The 18,487-nt window shown below is 71.0% G+C and carries 18 protein-coding genes; 12 read left to right on the forward strand and 6 right to left on the reverse strand.

What is annotated here, in order from left to right; translation table 11 throughout:
* Positions 1 to 420: 420 nt before the first annotated feature.
* Together ACLQ2R_RS24090 and ACLQ2R_RS24095 are read right to left on the reverse strand one after the other, a co-directional pair.
* Entirely contained in the window at positions 421 to 1,419 is a 999-nt protein-coding gene (locus tag ACLQ2R_RS24090; RefSeq protein WP_425962777.1) for an aldo/keto reductase family protein, read from the reverse strand.
* A gap of 278 nt (positions 1,420 to 1,697) precedes the next feature.
* Positions 1,698 to 2,306 carry a DUF3043 domain-containing protein gene (locus ACLQ2R_RS24095; RefSeq protein WP_425962778.1) on the reverse strand — a complete coding sequence of 203 codons (609 nt, stop codon included), beginning with the start codon at positions 2,304 to 2,306 and terminating at the stop codon, positions 1,698 to 1,700.
* A 145-nt stretch (positions 2,307 to 2,451) separates the two neighbouring features.
* On the opposite strand from ACLQ2R_RS24095, the gene ACLQ2R_RS24100 reads away from it, so the two are divergent.
* The 7 genes from ACLQ2R_RS24100 (at position 2,452) to ACLQ2R_RS24130 (ending at position 10,142) form a co-directional block, all read left to right on the forward strand.
* Positions 2,452 to 3,303, forward strand: coding sequence for a PspA/IM30 family protein (locus ACLQ2R_RS24100; protein WP_425962780.1), 852 nt, complete (start codon positions 2,452 to 2,454; stop codon positions 3,301 to 3,303).
* A complete protein-coding gene (pspAA, locus tag ACLQ2R_RS24105; RefSeq protein WP_425962782.1) occupies positions 3,300 to 3,578 on the forward strand; it encodes a PspA-associated protein PspAA in 279 nt (92 codons plus the stop codon). The genes ACLQ2R_RS24100 and pspAA overlap by 4 nt, the downstream gene beginning before the upstream one ends.
* 9 nt (positions 3,579 to 3,587) lie before the next feature.
* The gene (gene htpX / locus ACLQ2R_RS24110; RefSeq protein ID WP_425962783.1) at positions 3,588 to 4,493 is read left to right on the forward strand and encodes a zinc metalloprotease HtpX; all 906 of its coding nucleotides are present in this window, start codon (positions 3,588 to 3,590) and stop codon (positions 4,491 to 4,493) included.
* A 5-nt stretch (positions 4,494 to 4,498) separates the two neighbouring features.
* Positions 4,499 to 5,359 carry a PspA-associated protein PspAB gene (pspAB, locus tag ACLQ2R_RS24115; protein ID WP_425962784.1) on the forward strand — a complete coding sequence of 287 codons (861 nt, stop codon included), beginning with the start codon at positions 4,499 to 4,501 and terminating at the stop codon, positions 5,357 to 5,359.
* Positions 5,360 to 5,624: 265 nt separating this feature from the next.
* A complete protein-coding gene (locus tag ACLQ2R_RS24120) occupies positions 5,625 to 8,375 on the forward strand; it encodes a protein kinase domain-containing protein (protein WP_425962785.1) in 2,751 nt (916 codons plus the stop codon).
* Between the two features lies 1 nt (position 8,376).
* Positions 8,377 to 9,129, forward strand: a complete 753-nt coding sequence (locus ACLQ2R_RS24125; RefSeq protein WP_425962787.1) for a maleylpyruvate isomerase family mycothiol-dependent enzyme — start codon at positions 8,377 to 8,379, stop codon at positions 9,127 to 9,129.
* Positions 9,130 to 9,413: 284 nt separating this feature from the next.
* Complete coding sequence (locus ACLQ2R_RS24130) at positions 9,414 to 10,142, forward strand: SIMPL domain-containing protein (protein ID WP_425962788.1); 729 nt, start codon at positions 9,414 to 9,416, stop codon at positions 10,140 to 10,142.
* A gap of 210 nt (positions 10,143 to 10,352) precedes the next feature.
* Here the strand turns inward: ACLQ2R_RS24130 and nadA are convergent, their stop codons facing one another.
* On the reverse strand, positions 10,353 to 11,507 hold the full coding sequence (gene nadA / locus ACLQ2R_RS24135) for a quinolinate synthase NadA (protein WP_425962789.1): 1,155 nt from the start codon (positions 11,505 to 11,507) through the stop codon (positions 10,353 to 10,355).
* 212 nt (positions 11,508 to 11,719) lie between these two features.
* On the opposite strand from nadA, the gene ACLQ2R_RS24140 reads away from it, so the two are divergent.
* Positions 11,720 to 12,073 (forward strand): HesB/IscA family protein, encoded by a 354-nt coding sequence (locus tag ACLQ2R_RS24140; protein ID WP_030910261.1) that lies wholly within the window; start codon positions 11,720 to 11,722, stop codon positions 12,071 to 12,073.
* 188 nt (positions 12,074 to 12,261) lie between these two features.
* Positions 12,262 to 13,248 carry a carbohydrate kinase family protein gene (locus tag ACLQ2R_RS24145; protein ID WP_425962790.1) on the forward strand — a complete coding sequence of 329 codons (987 nt, stop codon included), beginning with the start codon at positions 12,262 to 12,264 and terminating at the stop codon, positions 13,246 to 13,248.
* Between the two features lie 128 nt (positions 13,249 to 13,376).
* Here the strand turns inward: ACLQ2R_RS24145 and ACLQ2R_RS24150 are convergent, their stop codons facing one another.
* The 3 genes from ACLQ2R_RS24150 to ACLQ2R_RS24160 all read right to left on the reverse strand — a co-directional run bounded on the left by ACLQ2R_RS24150 (position 13,377) and on the right by ACLQ2R_RS24160 (position 15,313).
* Positions 13,377 to 13,799 (reverse strand): CBS domain-containing protein, encoded by a 423-nt coding sequence (locus ACLQ2R_RS24150; protein ID WP_425962791.1) that lies wholly within the window; start codon positions 13,797 to 13,799, stop codon positions 13,377 to 13,379.
* A gap of 82 nt (positions 13,800 to 13,881) precedes the next feature.
* Positions 13,882 to 14,151, reverse strand: a complete 270-nt coding sequence (locus ACLQ2R_RS24155; protein WP_425962792.1) for a sulfurtransferase TusA family protein — start codon at positions 14,149 to 14,151, stop codon at positions 13,882 to 13,884.
* Between the two features lie 25 nt (positions 14,152 to 14,176).
* Positions 14,177 to 15,313, reverse strand: coding sequence for a cysteine desulfurase family protein (locus tag ACLQ2R_RS24160; RefSeq protein ID WP_425962793.1), 1,137 nt, complete (start codon positions 15,311 to 15,313; stop codon positions 14,177 to 14,179).
* A 218-nt stretch (positions 15,314 to 15,531) separates the two neighbouring features.
* Here ACLQ2R_RS24160 and coxB point away from each other — a divergent pair, with 218 nt between their 5' ends.
* Genes coxB through ACLQ2R_RS24175 form a run of 3 tightly spaced genes read left to right on the forward strand, consistent with a single transcriptional unit; the run spans position 15,532 to position 18,340 of the window.
* Positions 15,532 to 16,281 (forward strand): cytochrome c oxidase subunit II, encoded by a 750-nt coding sequence (gene coxB, locus ACLQ2R_RS24165; RefSeq protein ID WP_425962794.1) that lies wholly within the window; start codon positions 15,532 to 15,534, stop codon positions 16,279 to 16,281.
* A complete protein-coding gene (gene ctaD / locus ACLQ2R_RS24170) occupies positions 16,278 to 17,948 on the forward strand; it encodes a cytochrome c oxidase subunit I (RefSeq protein WP_425962795.1) in 1,671 nt (556 codons plus the stop codon). Before coxB ends, ctaD begins: the two co-directional genes overlap by 4 nt.
* Positions 17,945 to 18,340 (forward strand): cytochrome c oxidase subunit 4, encoded by a 396-nt coding sequence (locus ACLQ2R_RS24175; RefSeq protein WP_386232569.1) that lies wholly within the window; start codon positions 17,945 to 17,947, stop codon positions 18,338 to 18,340. Before ctaD ends, ACLQ2R_RS24175 begins: the two co-directional genes overlap by 4 nt.
* Positions 18,341 to 18,487 lie beyond the last annotated feature (147 nt).

An 18,487-nucleotide genomic window follows, 5' to 3' on the forward strand; every position in this document is an offset into this window, starting at 1 on the left:
GCGGAGTGGCCACGTCTGACATGAAAGCACACCGGCGCGACGGCACGGATCGGCGCGGGAACGGCCGCGCCGGGCGGGGGCCCCCCCCCCCCCCCCCCCCCCCCCGGTCCCGGTCCCCGCGGACGCGGGGAGAACGCCGTCCACGTCCCTCACGGGCGTGGGGAGATCGCCGTTCCCGCCCTTCACGGGCGTGAGGGTGGTTCCGGCCCTCGCTCACACCAAGGGCTGACCCTGGTCCTCACGACCATGAGGATGGTTCCAGTCCTTGCTCACACCGAGGGCTGACCCTGGTCCTCACGACCATGAGGATGGTTCCAGTCCTTGCTCACACCGAGGGCTGGTTCCGGCCCTCACGGGCGTGGGGGTCGTTCAGGCGGGGGACCGGTCCCCCGCCTGAACGAGGGAAGGGCCGGGCCAGGGTCAGGGGCGCTTCTCCGGGCTCACGGTCTTGGAGGGGTCGCGCTCGACGACCGGGCCGAGAACGTCGTCGATCTTCTTCAGCACCTCGGCGTCCAGCTTCACGCCGGAGGCCTTGACGTTGTCGCGGACCTGCCCGGGCCTGCTGGCGCCCACGATGGCCGAGGAGACGTTCGGGTTCTGCAGCACCCAGGCCACCGCGAGCTGGGCCATGCTCAGCCCCAGGTCGGCGGCGATCGGCTGCAGGTCCTGGACACGGGTGAGCACGTCGTCCGTGAGCACCCGGGAGATGAAGGTGCCGCCCGAGGGGTCGGTGGCGCGGGAGCCCTCCGGGGGCGGCTGTCCCGGCAGGTACTTGCCGGTGAGGACGCCCTGGGCGATCGGCGAGAAGACGACCTGCCCGACCCCCTCCTTCTCGCTCAGCGGCACGACCTCGGCCTCGATGACCCGCCACAGCATGGAGTACTGGGGCTGGTTGGAGACCAGGCGGTCGAGGCCCATCTCGTCGGCGATCTTCAGCGCCCGGCCGATCTGCTCGGCGGTCCACTCGCTGACCCCGACGTAGAGGACCTTGCCCTGGCGTACCAGGTCGTCGAACGTCTTGAGGGTCTCCTCCAGCGGCGTCTCGTAGTCGAAGCGGTGCGCCTGGTAGAGGTCGACGTAGTCGGTCTGCAGGCGTCGCAGTGAGCCGTGCAGGGACTCGGTGATGTGCTTGCGGGACAGGCCGCGGTCGTTGGGGCCCTTGCCGGTCGGCCAGTAGACCTTGGTGAAGATCTCCAGGGATTCACGGCGGACGCCCTGCAGGGCGCGGCCGAGGACCTCCTCAGCCTTGGTGCCCGCGTACACGTCGGCGGTGTCGAAGGTGGTGATCCCCTCGTCGAGGGCCGCCTGTACGCACTGCTTGGCGGCGTCCTCCTCTACCTGAGAACCGTGGGTGATCCAGTTGCCGTAGCTGATCTCGCTGACCATGAGACCGCTGCGGCCAAGGTGACGGAATTCCATGGTCCGACACTAACCGGCCCGATGATTCACTAACCGGTGCGGTGATTCTCCATGATCCGGGATGCCCCGCCGGGCGTGCCGGAATCGGCGAGACGCCGTTCCCGGGGGGGACGGCCCGGTGTGTGGGAAGTCCCTGAGGTCGCCGTTCCCGGACGGCGGTGCCCGGCCCCGGACATGAGCCCGGCCCCTGGACCCCTGGGACACGAGGAGCCCCGCCCCCGGGGGTGGGGGACGGGGCTCGGAGGGCCGGTCTCCCGCGTCGTCGGCGGGAGCGGCCGTCAGTTCTTCGGCGGGACGGGCTTGCCGCCCGGCAGCACGGCGGGTGGCGGGAAGCGCAGCTTGCGGATCTGCAGCGCACGCATGGCGGCGTAGAAGCCGACACCCTTGAGGTTCTCGCCCGGGAACTTCTCGGCGGCGAGCTTCTTGACCTTCCACGACACCCAGATCGAGGTGAGCAGCACGCCGATCATCATGAGCGGCCAGCCGATCGTGATCACCGCGACGTAGACGTACCCCCGCACGCTCGCCGGGAAGGGGATCCAGGTCAGCAGCAGGATCAGGATGGAGAACGGCAGGAAGTACTGGCTCACGATGCGCCGGGAGTCGACCCAGTCGCGCGCGAACTTCCTGGCGGGCCCCTTGTCGCGGACGGGGAAGTAGCGCTCGTCGCCGCGCAGCATGCCCTCGCGCGCCTTGACGCGCTCGTTGGACTGCCGCTCGCGAAGCTGCCGGTAGGCCTCTTTGCGGTTCTGGGGCGCGTTCACCGGCTGACGGCGACGGCCTTCGGCGTCCCGCCGCTTGGGTGTGGGACGCCCCTTGCCCGCAGGCTTAGGATCGTTGGCGGAGGCGGGGGAGTCGTCCGCGGTGGTCTGGGTACGTCGGAACACAACGTCAGCCTACCGGGACTGCAACTTAGTGACGCCCCCGCGCGTTATGCGTAGGGTGAACCCTATGGTGGCTCCGGTGCTTTTCGGGGGCCGGGATCACTGGGTGGGCCCGAAGCGCACTTGAAGAAGGGGACGGCCGACGCGCATGAGCGTGATGAAGAGACTTTCGCTGATCTTCAGGTCCAAGGCGAACAACGCGTTGGACAAGATGGAAGATCCTCGCGAGACCCTGGACTACTCATATCAGCGCCAGCTGGAGTTGTTGCAGAAGGTGCGCCGGGGCGTGGCGGACGTCGCCACCTCCCGTAAGCGTGTGGAACTTCAGATCAACCAGATCGAGGCGCAGTCGCGCAAGCTTGAGGAGCAGGGCCGCAAGGCCCTCGGTGTCGGCCGTGAGGATCTGGCCCGCGAGGCGCTGACCCGCCGTGGCGGCCTGCAGACCCAGATCGCCGACCTGCGCGTGCAGCACGACAACCTCCAGGCCGAGGAGGAGAAGCTCACCACGGCCTCCCACCGCCTGCAGGCCAAGGTCGACTCCTTCCGTACGAGGAAGGAGACGATCAAGGCGACCTACACCGCGGCCGAGGCGCAGACGCGGATCAACGAGGCGTTCTCCGGCATCTCCGAGGAGATGGGCGACGTCGGCCTGGCGATCCAGCGCGCCGAGGACAAGACGGCCTCCATGCAGGCCCGCGCGGGCGCCATCGACGAGCTGCTGGCCAGCGGCGCGCTCGACGACTTCAGCGGCCAGCGCGGCGACGACATCCAGGCCGAGCTCGACCGCATGGGCGGCGGGCACGACGTGGAGCTGGAGATCGCGCGGATGAAGGCCGAGCTCGGCCAGGGCAGCGGCCCGCAGGGCGCGATCACGTCCGGCCAGGGCCAGCAGCACCCGCAGCAGCAGCCCCAGCACCCGCAGCAGCAGGCCCAGCAGTATCCGCCCCAGCAGCAGGACAACCAGACCCAGCAGCTGCGCCAGCCGGGGGAGGGCCAGTGATCGTCCGCATCATGGGTGAGGGGCAGATCGACATCGCCTCGGCCGACCTCGACGTGCTCAACACGCTGGACGCCGAGCTGGAGTCCGCCATCGAGGCCGGCGAGGAGGAGGCCTTCCGCACGCGGCTGCACGCCCTGCTCGACAAGGTCCGCCACGTCGGCAGGGCGCTGCCCGACGACAGCCTGGAGTCCTCGGAGCTGATTTTGCCGCCGGCCGACGCTTCCATGGATGAAGTGCGGGAGATGCTCGGTAATGAGGGGCTGATCCCCGGCTAGCGTGGGCGTATGGCACAGACCCGGTTCGCCCCGGACCGGGGACTGACCAGGCGCATGGTGGTGACCATGTTCCTGCTCGGACTGCTCTACGTGATCTTCGTGGCCGTGCTGGTCGCGTCGGGCGTCCGGGCCGTCCTGGTGCTGCTGATCGCCGGTGGCTTCCTGCTGACGCAGTATTTCATGTCCGACCGGCTCGCGCTGTTCGCGATGCACGGGCGTGTGGTCACCCCGCAGGAGGCCCCCGAGCTGCACGGCATGGTCGACCGGTTGTGCGCGCTGGCCGACATGCCCAAGCCGCGGGTGGCGATCGCCGACTCCGACGTGCCCAACGCGTTCGCCACCGGCCGCAACCGTAAGAACTCCGTGGTCTGCGTGACCACGGGGTTGCTGCGCCGCCTGGACGCCGGTGAGCTGGAGGGCGTGCTCGCCCACGAGATGTCCCACGTCGCCCACCGCGACGTCGCGGTCATGACGATCGCCTCCTTCCTCGGCGTGGTGGCCGGGCTCATGACCAGGGTGGCCCTCTACGGGGGCCTGGGCGGGCGCGGGCGCGACGACCGGGGCGGCCTGCCGATCGGCATGATCATCCTGCTCGTCTCGGCCCTGGTGTACGGGCTCGGCTTCCTGCTGACCAGGGCGTTGTCGCGCTACCGGGAGCTGGCCGCGGACCGGGCGGGGGCCCTGCTCACCCAGCGTCCCTCGGTCCTGGCCGGCGCCCTCGTCAAGATCAGCGGTGAGATGGCCCGCATCCCGACCAGGGACCTGCGCGAGGCCGAGCCGTTCAACGCCTTCTTCCTCGTGCCCGCCCTGTCCGGCAAGGCGGGCCTGTCCGCGCTCTTCGCGACCCACCCGCCGCTGGAACGGCGCCTGGAGCAGCTCGGCAGGATCTCCGCCCAGCTCGGCCGGGGCGGATGAGCCGGGTGGGCCGGACACGCTGGTGGGACAGGCTGCTGGGCCGCTCGGAGGTGGCCAGGCCCGACCTGGACGCGCTGTTCGCGCTTCCCTCGGCCGCGGTGACCCTGCGGGCGGCGACCGGGCTGGCGCCGACGGGACTGGGGGCGGTCTGCTTCCGCGCGGCCGAGGGTGCGGCCTTCGCCGAACTGGAGCGCGACGTCACCGGACTCCTGGACGCCGGGGGAGGGCCGCCGGTGCGGGTGTCCACGGACTCCTTCGGCTACACCTGGCTCCTGGTACGCCGCACGGGCGGTTCCTCCGGCGACCCGCTCGACGCCCCTTCCGGGGTCCTTCCCGGTGACGGTTCCCGGCGCCCCGCGGCCGGGTCTCCCGCCGACCCTTCCGAGGCCCCTCCCGGTGATCGGTCCGAGGTCCCTGCCGGTGACCCGTTCGACGGCTCCCCGGGCGACCCGCTCAGCGATCTCGTCACCGACCTGCACGCGGTCAACTCCTCCCTGGAGGCGGCCGGATTCGGTCCCTCGCTGCTGTGCTCGCTGGTCTCCTTCGCCGCTCCCGGCCCCGCCGCCTCCGATCCCGCCGTTTTCAACCCCGCCGCTCCCGCTCCTGCCGCCCCCGTCCCCGCCGCTCCCGACGGCCGCCGGCTCGCCCTGGTCTACCTCTACAAGCAGGGCACCTTCTACCCGTTCGCCCCGCTGCCCGACCGGGCGGCCGGAACCGGAACGGCGGCCGGAACCGGAGCGGGCGGTCCCGGCCGGCGCAGGGACAACGCGCTGGAGTTGCAGGTACGCGCCGCCCTCGGCGGTGAGCTCCGGATCGAGCAGGACCTGGGCCGCTGGTTCCCCCTCTGGGACGCCCCCGGCCTCTGAGCCGGGTCCCGCTCCCGCCCGCGACCCGGCGCGGACCGAGGCCCGTGACCCCGCGCGGACCGAGGCCCGTGACCCCGCGCGGACCGAGGCCCGCGACCCCGCCGTGCCGGGTCCCGCTGCCGCCCGTAACCCCGTGCGGGCCTGGGCTCACGGGCCCGGTGGAACGCGCCACAGCGGTCCGTCCGGCTTGCGGTTTGATGTACGTCCTGTGACCCTTTGCCCCCACAATGGGACCCTGAAGTCCATACGGGAGAAGGGTGTGACCATGGCGGACCTCGCGTCCTTGCGGCCCGGGGATCCCGAGCGGGTACGGGAGTACCGGCTCACCGCCCGCCTCGGCGAGGGTGGTCAGGGAACGGTCTACCTGGGCGAATCCCCCACGGGAGTCCGGGTCGCGGTCAAACTGCTCCGCGCCGACCTCACGCAGGACGAGGAGGCGATGGAGCGTTTCGTCCGCGAGGTCAGCACGACCCGGCGGGTCGCGCCGTTCTGCACCGCCGCCGTGATCGACACCGGCGTGGAGGCGCACCGCCCGTATATCATCAGCGAGTACGTCGACGGTCCCACCCTGGACGCGGTGGTGAGCGACGAGGGCCCCCGCGAGGGCGCGGCCCTGCACCGCCTGGCGATCGGCACGGTCACCGCGCTGGTCGCGATCCACCAGGCCGGGATCGTGCACCGCGACTTCAAGCCGTCCAACGTGCTGCTGGCCCCGGACGGCCCCCGCGTGATCGACTTCGGCATCGCCAAGGCCCTCGACCGCACCTCCACGCTGACCGCGATGGCGATCGGCACCCCCTCCTACATGACCCCCGAGCAGCTGGCCGGGGAGAACGCGGGATCCCCGGCGGACATGTTCGCCTGGGGGTGCACCATGGTCTTCGCCGCCACCGGGCAACCGCCGTTCGGCACCGACAGCCTCCCCGCGATCTTCAACCGGATCATGAACGCGGAGCCCGACCTGTCGGCGATCACCGATCCGGCCCTGCGCGACCTGGTCGGGCAGTGCCTGTCCAAGGACGCGGCCCAGAGACCCACGGCGGGCGAGGCGCTGCTGCGGCTGCTCGGTCACGCCGGCGGCCAGGCCGGCGCCCCGGCGCCCACCGCGCCCCGGGGCATCCTGGCCGAGGGCTCCGCCGCCGCGGCCCAGCGGACCGGCCCCGGCCCCGGCGGGTACGCGGCCGGCGACGAGCCCGGGCTCGCCGGACACGGGGGACCCCGCTCCACGGGCGGCGACCACACCTGGCAGGCGGACCAGGACCGGCAGGCGCTCGCCTGGCAGAGCGGCCCCGGCGGGGGCTACCCCGTCCAGGACCCGCGGAACTCCGACCCGCGGGGTTACCCGGGAGGCTCCGGCCCGGCCGGCCGGCCGGCCGGGCCAGGACCCGCGCAGACCTCCGACCCGCGCGGGTACGCGGGATGGTCCGGGCCGCAGGGACCCGCCCATCAGTCGGGCCCGCAGAACTCCCACGCCCACCCGGGCGCGCAGAACTCCCACGCCCATCCGGGCCAGTCCGGCCCGCAGCCCTACGCGGCGCAGTGGTCCGCCCCGCAGGGGTACGCCCAGCAGCCCGGCCCCGCCCAGAACTCACACGCCCACCCGGGGCAGTCGGGCCCGCAGGCCTACGCGCAGCAGTCCGGCCCGCAGGCGTACGCGCAGCGGCCGGGCCTGCCGCAGAATCCCGACCCGCGAGGCCGTCCGCAGGGCCCCGAGGCGCACGGCCACGCCTGGCAGCAGGGCGCCCCCGCGACCGGCCCCGGCGGGTACCCGGTCCAGGGGGGACATCCCCAGGACCCGCGGCAGCCGCACCAGGCGTACCGGGCCGAGCCCGGGGGCCCGGCGTACGGCGCCCCCGCGACCCGTCCCTCCGGCGCCCCCCCGTACCGGGGACAGGGCGTGCCGGCCCACCCCGGGCAGGCCGTGCCGGCCAGGAGCCGGCGCGGGACGTGGCTCGCGGTCGGGGGCGCCCTGCTGGCCACCGCCCTGGTGGCCGGTGGCATCGTGCTGGCCACGCGCGACGGCACCGACCCCGGTACCGGCGGGACGGTGGCCACCCGGACGGACGGCACGCCGACCCCGGACGTCTCCGCCACCCCGACGCCCGAGGCCCCCGAGGTGCCGCAGGACACCACCTCGATCAAGCTCCCCGGCAGCGCGCTCACCCTCCACGAGAGCGACCGGGACCCGATCAAGCTGAGCTCGTACAGCCTGGAGTGGGACAAGAACCTCTACGTCCGCAGGGCCGGGACCGGCCGGTTCCTCAAGAACGACAAGTACTTCCAGTACACGGTCAACGCGGCGGGCACCCAGGCGCTGGGCACCGACCGGGTGTACGACGCGCAGAGCTACTCGATCGTCTCGGTCGTCGACCACCGCACCGGCGCCGCGAGCAGGATCAGGGTCACCAAGGCGCCGGTCTACCCGACGCTGCCGCAGTGGTCGCCGGACGGCAGGCGCGGCCTGGTGACGCTCTACGAGGCCGTCGGCGACACCAGCAAGGCGTACGGCTTCGCGATCGTCGACGTGGCCGCCAAGAAGGCGAGGATCGTCCGGATCAAGGAGAGGGACGCCGGGAAGTGGAGCTACTTCTGGCGGGGCGACGGCCGCGCCGTGGGCACCTGGGCGCTGGACGGCAAGACCCAGCGCATCCGCTTCTACGACCTGCGGGGCACCGTGCTGCAGACCCTGCTGGACGTGGGCACCCCGATCACCGTCGAGGGTGACGACCTCTCGCCGTCCGGCTCGTCGCTGCTGACGTACTGCAAGAAGACCGAGCAGGAGATCTGCGTCTGGTCGACGGTGGCCGACGGCCCGCCGCAGGTGCGCATCCCGTTCCCGACGGAACGGCTGATCGGCTGGTACGACGATCGGCACATCGCGGGCTGGCGGCGCAAGGGCTCCGGCTACGAGGCCGTGGTGTTCGACTTCAAGGGCGAGGTGAGGCGGGTGCTGGCCACCACCACCGACGCCAAGGAGTACGAGAAGCAGTTCATGCGATTCACCCGGGGAGAATGACATGCGCGAGTGGACCCACGCCGAGCACGCCGAGGCCGTCGGGACGGAGATCGGCCGCATGGCCGGGGTCGTGCGGGGCCGCGACCTGTCGGTCCCGGTGGCGACCTGCCCCGGCTGGGACCTGGCGAAGCTCGTCGAGCACGCCGGCGGCGCGCACCGCTGGGCGGCCGCGATGGTACGGGACCTCACCCAGCGGCCCTACGGTCCCGACGAGATCGAGATGAACCTGCCCGCCGGCGTGGACGACCGCCCGGACTGGCTCGACGAGGGGGGCGCCCTGCTGTCGGGGATCCTGCTCTCCCGCCAGGGCGATGCGCCGATGTGGTCCTGGGCCGACGACCGGCGGGTGCGGTTCTGGTCGAGGCGGATGCTGCACGAGACGGTCGTGCACCGGATCGACGCCGAACTCGCGCTGGGCGTCCCGGTCTCGGTCGACGAGGACGTGGCGGCCGACGGGGTCCAGGAGTTCCTCGACCTGCTGCGGCACGTGCCCTGGCAGCCGGGCGTGACCGAGCTGAGGGGCGGCGGCGAGACGATCTCCCTGCAGGCCGACACCGGGGCGGGATGGGTGGTCACCCTCGATCCCGACCGCTTCCACCACCGGCGGTCCGCGCAGCCGGGGGACGTGACCGTCCGCGCCGCCACCTCGGCCGACCTGCTCCAGGTGCTGTGGGGGCGGCGCGGCGCCGACGACTACGCCGTCGAGGGCGACGCCGCGCTGCTGACCTGGTGGCGGGAGCTCACCCGGATCTGACCCGCGGACCCGGCCCGTCCGGCCTGTCCCGCGGACCCGGCCCGTCCGACCTGTCCCGCGGACCCGGCCCGTCCGGCCTGTCCCGGGGATCCGGCCCGTCCGGCCTGATCTGCGGATCCGGCCCGTCCGGCCCGTCCGGCCTGATCTGCCCGATCCTGCACGTCCGGTCGCCGGATCCCGCCCGTCCGCGTCCGGGTAAACATCCGGGCGGGATCCGGCCAGGACATGACAGAGCCGCGGCGGGCGCGGCGCCGTGGCCCGTGGCTCCGTGGTGGCATGATCCTATGATCAAGATGTCACAGGCGGTGGTCTCGGCCGTCCTGGCCTCCGCCGGGCTGTTCGGCGGTACCGCGCTCGCCGACTCCGAGCCCGTCGAGCCCGCAGGCTCCGGGCGCGTCACGGCCGCCGTGGTGGACCGGCCACAGATCGCGGTGATGGGAGAGGGTGTGATATCGGTCACCCCCGACGTCATGCGACTCGACACCGGCGTGGAGGTGCGCCGTCCCACCGCGAGCGAGGCGTTCACCGCCGCCCGCACCGCCGCCGACGCCCTGACGCGGGCGCTGCTCGCGGCCGGGGTCGCGGCCAGGGACCTGAGGACCGACGAGCTCTCCCTCGGCCCCGAGTACAAGGAATATCCCACGGTCTCCGGTTACCGGGCCGCGCAGGGTGTCGAGGCCATCATCAGGAACATCGACTCCGCGGACGACGTGGTCGACGCGGTGGCCGCGGTCGGCGAGGCCGTACGGCTGAACGGGGTCTCCTTCGAGGTCTCCGACAACCGCGTGCCGCTCAAGGCGGCCCGCGAGATCGCCTTCAGGGACGCCCAGCTCCGTGCCGTGCAGTACGCCAGGCTCGCCGGCCGCAGGCTCGGCATCCCCCTGGAGATCAGCGAGCAGAGCGTCACCCCGCCGACGCCGCGCTTCAGCGCCGCGAGCGCGGACAAGGCCTCGATCAGCCCCGGCCGCCGGAACGTCTCGGTCAGCGTCAAGCTGGTCTACGAGCTGGAGTAGGCCCGCCCGGGCCGCTCCCCGATCCCGGGTACGCGACAGGTTCCCGGCACACGACGGGCCCCGGCGGGTGACCACCCGCCGGGGCCCGTCCGCGCGACCGCGTGCCCACCCGCCCGGACCGGCCCCGCCTCGCTCGAAGCGGGGCCGTGGCGTGATCCAGGACCGGATCGGAGCCGGATCACAGCAGGGCAGGGCAGGATCAGGTCCGGATCAGGGCAGGGCCAGCATCCGGTCCAGCGCGACCCCGGCCCAGCGGGCGGTCTCCTCGTCCACGGTGATCTGGTTGACGACCTGGCCGGCCGCGAGCGACTCCAGCGCCCAGACCAGGTGCGGCAGGTCGATCCGGTTCATCGTCGAGCAGTAGCAGACGGTCCTGTCCAGGAACGTCACGTGCTTGTCGGGGAACATGGCGCCGAGCCGCTTGACCAGGTTCAGCTCGGTGCCCACCGCCCAGGAGGACCCGGCCGGGGCCTGCTCGATCTTCTTGATGATGTACTCGGTCGAGCCGACGTGGTCGGCCTTGGTCACCACCTCGTGCCGGCACTCGGGGTGGACCAGCACGTTGACCCCGGGGATGCGGGCGCGGACGTCGTCCACGCACTGCGCGCTGAAGCGGCCGTGCACCGAGCAGTGGCCCTTCCACAGGATCACCGTGGCCGCGGCCAGCCGCTCGGGCGTCAGGCCGCCGTTCGGCCGGTGCGGGTCGTAGACGACGCAGTCGTCCAGGCTCAGCCCCATCTCCAGCACCGCGGTGTTGCGGCCCAGGTGCTGGTCGGGCAGGAAGAGCACCTTCTCGCCGCGCTGGAAGGCCCACTCCAGGGCCTTCCTCGCGTTGGAGGAGGTGCACACGGCGCCGCCGTTGCGCCCGCAGAACGCCTTGATGTCGGCGCTGGAGTTCATGTAGGTGACCGGGACGGTGACGTCCGCGATCCCGGCGTCCTGGAGCACCTCCCAGCACTCCTCGACCTGGTCGAAGGTGGCCATGTCGGCCATCGAGCACCCGGCCGCGAGGTCGGGCAGCACGACCTTCTGCGAGGCGGAGGTCAGGATGTCGGCGGACTCGGCCATGAAGTGCACGCCGCAGAAGACGATGTACTCCGCGTCCGGGCGGGCCGCTGCCTCCCTGGCGAGCTTGAACGAGTCGCCGGTCACGTCGGCGAACTCGATGACCTCGTCGCGCTGGTAGTGGTGGCCCAGGACGAAGACCCGCTCGCCGAGCGCCGCCTTGGCCCGCCGGGCGCGCTCCACCAGCGCCGGGTCGGACGCCGCGGGCAGCTCACCGGGACAGTCGACGCCGCGCTCGCTGTGCGGGTCGACACCCCTGCCGAGGACGAAGAGCGGAAGCCCGGTCTCGGTGGTCGTCACGGCCACACCCCCTTATCGTCGAAGTGACGACTAATGATGACACACCCCTCACGGGTCCCGTTCGCCGGGAGGGGGTTTCCGGATCCGGGACGGAAGCGTGCGGCTTCCGAGGAATGTGTGCACCGGGACAGGTGTTGGTAGCGTCTGAGAAGGACGTCATTCACAGACAGCCGTTCCCGGGGAGCGGCCGACGCAGACGCGGGAGTCACCACATGTCGGTTGAGAGCAGCGAGACCACGGCGCAGGGCCTGATCCTCAGTTCCGCGGCCGCGGCGAAGGTCAAGAGCCTGCTGGAGCAGCAGGGCGAGGAGGGTCTCCAGCTGCGCGTGGCCGTGCAGCCCGGTGGCTGTTCCGGCCTGCGCTACCAGCTCTTCTTCGACGACCGTTCGATGGACGGCGACGTCGTCTCCGACTTCGACGGCGTGAGCGTGGTCACCGACCGGATGAGCGCCCCCTACCTCGTGGGCGCCACCGTCGACTTCGTCGACACGATCGAGAAGCAGGGCTTCACGATCGACAACCCGAACGCCACGGGCTCCTGCGCCTGCGGCGACTCGTTCAACTAGATCGGGTAGCACAGCCGGTCCGGACGGGGCGGCCCGTCCGCAGGGACGAGGTCGCGAAGGCCCCGCGAGATCAACGCGAGATGAAATTACTCGCCTCGCGGGGCCTTCGCGCGCCCGCGAGGTCGCGTATTCTTGCGAGGCTCGACGCCCACGTTCCCCGAGATGCCGACGACGAGGAGAAGAACCCCGTGCGCATCGCCGTCACCGGCTCCATCGCGACCGACCACCTGATGACCTTCCCCGGGCGCTTCGGCGACCTGTTCATCGCCGAGAAGCTCGACCGGGTGTCCCTGTCGTTCCTGGTGGACGACCTGCAGATCCGCCGCGGCGGCTGCGCGGCCAACATCTCCTTCGGCATGGGCTGCCTGGGACTGCGGCCCGTCCTGGTCGGCGCGGTCGGCGCGGACTTCGCCGACTACCGGTCCTGGCTGGAGCGTCACGGCGTCGACTGCGACTCCGTGCACGTCTCCGAGGTCCACCACACGGCCCGGTTCCTGTGCACCACCGACGAGGACCACAACCAGATCGCGTCGCTGTACACCGGCGCGATGTCCGAGGCCCGCCTCATCGAGCTGCGCCCGGTCGCCGACCGGGTCGGCGGCCTGGACCTGGTGGTGATCAGCCCCAACGACCCCGAGGCGATGCTCCGGCACACCGCCGAGGCGATCGAGCGGGGCATCCCGTTCGCGGCCGACCCCTCCCAGCAGCTCGCCCGCATGCCCGGGGACCAGATCCGCCAGCTCGTCGACGGTGCCGCCTACCTGTTCGGCAACGACTACGAGAAGGGCATCATCGAGCAGAAGACCGGCTGGAGCGACGAGGAGATCCTCGACCGGGTCGGCGTCCGCGTCACCACGCTCGGCCCCAAGGGCGTCGTCATCGACCGCAAGGGCGAGCCGTCCCTGCACGTCCCCGCCGCGCCCGAGCTCGGCAAGGCCGACCCCACCGGGGTGGGCGACGCCTTCCGCGCCGGTTTCCTGGCCGCCCTGGCCTGGGAGCTGCCCCTGGAGCGCTGCGGCCAGGTCGGCAACCTCGTCGCCACCCACGTCCTGGAGTGCGTCGGCGGCCAGGAGTACGAGCTCGGCCAGAAGGTCTTCCTGGAGCGCCTCGCCGGTGCCTACGGCGCCGACGCCGCCGCGGACGTGTCGGGCTTCCTGAAGTCCCACTACGCCTGACCGCGCCGCCGCACCGCCACGACCCCGCCGGGGCCACGCCTCGCCGTCCTTCGGGCGGGCCCCGGCGCGGCCCTGTCGCGGGCATGGCACCCGATGTGGCGTGGCCTCCGTCGGGGAAGAGCGGGCCGTCAGCCGCCCGCGTAGACGCGGTGCACGAACTCGGCCATCTTGTCGTCGGGCAGGTGCCTGGCCAGGTCGGCCTCGCTGATCATGCCGATGATGCGGCCGTTCTCGATCACCGGCAGCCGCCGGATCTGGTTCTGCTCCATCTTGGCCAGCGCCTCCGCGACATCGGCGTCCGCCGAGACCCAGACCAGGCCCGTGGCGAGATCCCCGGCGGTGATCTTGGAGGGGTCCTGGCCGTGGGCCACGCACTTCACCACGATGTCGCGGTCGGTGATGATCCCCTTGAGCCGGTCGTCGCTGCCGCAGATGGGCAGGGCGCCCACGTTCATGTCGCGCATCATCTGCGCAGCCCGGTCGAGCGTCTCGTGCGCCTCGACGCACCGCACCCCGGCGTGCATCAGATCTCTGGCGGTCTCACCGCTCATGTCGTCCCCCCGGATCACTGGTCGGATTGTCCAATGAGGACATACCCGACTTATAGCCAGATCAGTGATGAAAAGGGGCGGATCAGTAATTACGTCGCACGTGGATGGCCCAGCCCCGCTGCGGGAGCTCGTAGCTGGCCACGTGGCGGTGCGACTTCAGCCGGCACCAGGCGGGGATGTCGGTGAAGGCGGCGGGGTCGTCGGCCAGCACCTCGACGATCGCGTTGAGCGGGACGTAGTTGATCTGCTCGGCCAGCATGATGATGGGGATCGGGCACTTCCTGCCCAGCGCGTCGATCGTCAGGGCAGGGGGCTGGGCGGCACCCGCCGAGGTGGCCTGGCTGGACGTCATGACCTCTTCACTCCCCGAATGTTGATCACAGTTTTACCCCCGCCTCCTCCCGGATACGGCGCACCGCCTCCGGCAGGACCGACAGGAATCGGTCGACATCCGTCGCCGAGGCGCCCCGGGGGAGCGACACCCGCACGTTCCCGTGGGTGAGCACGCCCATGGCCTCCAAAACATGCGACGGACGAAGCGTACTCGCCGTGCACGAGCTGCCGGAGGATACCGAGAACCCCGCTCTGTCCAGTTCGGTCAGAAGTGCCTCACCTTCCACGTAAAGACACGAAAAGGTGACGATGTGTGGTGCCCGCGCCACCGGGTCGCCGATCACCTCGACATCCGGGACGCTCCGGGCCACCTCGGTCCTGATCCGGTCCACGAGCGCGGCGAGCCGGGCCGACTCGATGGCCGACTCGGCCACCGTGGCCCGCAGCGCCGCCGCCGCCGCGACGATCGCCGGGACGTTCTCGAAGCCCGGCACCCGCCGGCGCTCGCGGTCGTCGTCGGGCAGCGGGCTGCGCCAGCGGGTGCCCTTGCGCACCACCAGCACCCCCACCCCGGCCGGGCCGCCCCACTTGTGCGCGCTCGCGGCCAGCACCGACCAGCCGCCGGGCAGCGCCGTCCTGCCCGCGGTCTGGGCGGCGTCCACCAGCAGCGGCACCCCCGCCTCCGCGCAGGCCTCCGCGACCTCGGCCACCGGCTGCAGGGTGCCGACCTCGTGGTTGGCGCTCTGCAGGCAGGCCAGGGCCGTGCCCTCGACGCGCACCGCCTCGGCGAACGCGCCCGCCTCGACCGCGCCCGTGATGCCGACGCCGACCGTCTCGACCGCGCCGCCGTCGCGCTCGTGGATGCCCGCGGCGTGCAGCACGCTGGAGTGCTCCACCGCCGAGGTCACCAGGCGCCGCCCGGCCCGCCGCCGCCCGTGCAGGGTGCCCAGCACGCCCAGGTGCACCGCCTGGGTGCCCGAGGAGGTGAACGAGACCTCGTCGGGCCTGGCGCCCAGCGCCTCGGCCACCTCGGTCCTGGCCTGTTCCAGTAACATTCCGGCTCGCCGGGCCGAGCCGTACAGTCTCGCGGGATCGGCCCAGCCGACGTCCAGGGCCGCGATCAGAGCCTCGCGGGCCTGGGGGTGCAGCGGCTCCGTGGAGGCCGCGTCGAAGTACGCCACGCCCCCAATCGTCGCACCACGCGCGGTGCGGGCGGGGGCTGGGAGGGAGGGCGGCCCTTGGTCGCGCTAATGTGTCCCCCAGCGTGAAGCTACTGACTACGAAAACCTGAACGTGAACAAACGACCTCCCAGGAGCGACTCCTGGGCTTCATCTGTGGGGTAGGCGATCCGTGAGTCCGACCCGCCGTTCTGCACGGCGTCCGTTGGCACGCCGCCGGGTGCCACGCGCCGCCGCTCTGGCGCTGTCGCTGGTTTCCCTGACGGCGTGCAGCGCCCAAGACTGGTCGCGAGGCGGCCTGCCCGAGGGCATCACCGAGCAGTCCAATGCCGTCCAGAGTCTGTGGAACGGATCGTGGATCGCGGCCCTCGGCACCGGTGTGGTCGTGTGGGGGCTGATCCTGTGGTCCGTCGCCTTCCACCGCAAGAGGAAGAACTCCCCGGACGAGCTGCCGCCCCAGGTGCGGTACAACCTGCCGATCGAGATCCTCTACACGGTGATCCCGATCATCATGGTCGGTGTCTTCTTCTTCTTCACCGCGCGTGACCAGAACTACATCACCACGATGTCCGGCAAGCCTGACGTGACGGTCAAGGTGGAGGGCTTCCAGTGGAGCTGGCGCTTCACCACCGAGGCCGGCGGCAAGACCGTCCAGGTGGCGGGCATGCCGGCGGAGAACTACCTGAAGGGCCCGCAGCTCGTGCTGCCGACCGGCAAGAACATCAAGTTCGAGCTCGACTCGCCCGACGTCATCCACTCCTTCTGGGTCCCGGCGTTCCACTTCAAGCTGGACGTGATCCCGGGCGTGGACAACAGGTTCGAGGTCCGGACCCTGGACAAGCCCGGCGTCTACGCCGGACGCTGCGCCGAGCTGTGCGGCGTGGACCACAGCCGGATGCTCTTCTCGGTGAAGCTCGTGCCCGCCGCCGAGTTCGACCAGTACATCGCCAGTCAGGCCGGTGCCCAGTGACAGCGCTCAACGATCCCCTCGTCATCTCCCCGTCCCCGGTGACGCCGACCCGCAAGGGCTCGATCGTCACCAAGTGGGCCTCGTCCACCGATCACAAGATCATCGGACACCTGTACCTCATCACCTCGTTCGTCTTCTTCCTGATCGGCGGCGTGATGGCGCTGGTCATGAGGGCGGAGCTGGCCCAGCCGGGTCTCCAGATGATCAGCAACGAGCAGTTCAACCAGCTGTTCACCATGCACGGCACGATCATGCTGCTGATGTTCGCGACCCCGCTGTTCGCCGGGTTCGCCAACGAGCTGATGCCGCTGCAGATCGGCGCCCCCGACGTCGCCTTCCCGCGGCTGAACATGGTCAGCTACTGGCTGTTCGCCTTCGGCAGCACGATCGCGCTGGTGGGGTTCATCACCCCGGGCGGCGCGGCGAGCTTCGGCTGGACCGCCTACGCCCCGCTGTCGGACGCGATCTTCTCTCCCGGCATCGGCGCCGACCTGTGGATCGTCGGCCTGACCATCAGCGGTCTGGGCACGATCCTCGGCTCGGTGAACTTCATCACCACGATCGTCTGCATGCGCGCGCCCGGAATGACCATGTTCCGGATGCCGATGTTCACCTGGAACGTCCTGCTCACCTCGATCCTGGTGCTGATGGCCTTCCCGGTGCTGGCCGCCGCGCTGCTGGCGCTGGAGGCCGACCGCAAGCTCGGCACGCACATCTTCGACCCCCAGAACGGCGGCGCGCTGCTGTGGCAGCACCTGTTCTGGTTCTTCGGTCACCCCGAGGTGTACATCATCGCGCTGCCGTTCTTCGGCATCATCACCGAGGTCATCCCGGTCTTCAGCCGTAAGCCGCTGTTCGGCTACATCAGCCTGGTCGGCGCCACCATCGCCATCGCGGGCCTGTCGATCACGGTGTGGGCGCACCACATGTTCGCCACCGGCCAGGTGCTGCTGCCGTTCTTCTCCTTCATGACGTTCCTCATCGCGGTGCCCACCGGGGTGAAGTTCTTCAACTGGATCGGCACCATGTGGCGCGGCCACCTGTCGTTCGAGTCGCCGATGCTGTTCTCGATCGGCTTCCTGGTGACGTTCCTGTTCGGCGGCCTGACCGGCGTCATCCTGGCCTCCCCGCCGCTGGACTTCCACGTGGCCGACTCCTACTTCGTGGTCGCGCACTTCCACTACGTGGTCTTCGGCACCGTGGTGTTCGCGATGTTCGCCGGGTTCTACTTCTGGTGGCCCAAGTTCACCGGCAAGATGCTGGACGACCGGCTGGGCAAGATCCACTTCTGGACGCTGTTCATCGGCTTCCACACCACCTTCCTGGTCCAGCACTGGCTGGGCGCGCAGGGCTTCCCGCGCCGGTACGCCGACTACAGCCCGATCGACGGCTTCACCGACCTGAACATGGTCTCGTCGGTGGGCGCGTTCCTGCTGGGCGCCTCGACGCTGCCGTTCCTGTACAACGTGTGGAAGACCGCCAGGACCGCGCCGCAGGTCACGGTGGACGACCCGTGGGGTTACGGCAACTCCCTGGAGTGGGCGACCTCCTGCCCGCCGCCGCGGCACAACTTCACCTCGCTTCCCCGCATCAGGTCCGAGCGCCCCGCGTTCGACCTCAAGCGACCGTACAAGCCGGCCCCCCGTGAGCTGGAGGAGAACGAATGAAGGTTCAGGGCTGGCTCTTCATCCTCTGCGGCGTCTTCTTCGCCGCCGTGGACGTCGTCTACTGGTACTGGTCCAAGGAGCCGGTCGGCACGACCGCGATGGCCATCTCGGTGGGCTTCGCGTTCATGATCGGCTACTACCTGATGTACACGGCCCGCCGCATCGGCGACCAGCCGGAGGACGACAAGCAGGGCGAGATCAGCGACGGCGCAGGGGAGCTCGGCTTCTTCAGCCCGCACAGCTGGTGGCCGCTGTTCGTCTGCCTGGCGGTCGCGCTCACCGCGGTCGGCCTGGTCATCGGCTGGTGGCTGTTCCTGATCGGCGTCTTCGCGGTCCTGATGGCCACGATCGGCTTCGTCTTCGAGTACTACCGGGGCCACTTCTCGCACTGACCCCCTCCCGGAACCCCCGGGCACCCGCGCGGGACCGGCCCCACCGGCTCGCGCCGCACTCCCGGCAGGCGGACCACGGAAATCTTCCGTGGTCCGCTTTTTGGTTTTTATTGGACGCTCCGGGTGGATGTCGCCTGTGGTGGACCG

Source organism: Streptosporangium sp. DT93 (assembly GCF_049844535.1).
Classification (GTDB): Bacteria; Actinomycetota; Actinomycetes; order Streptosporangiales; family Streptosporangiaceae; genus Streptosporangium.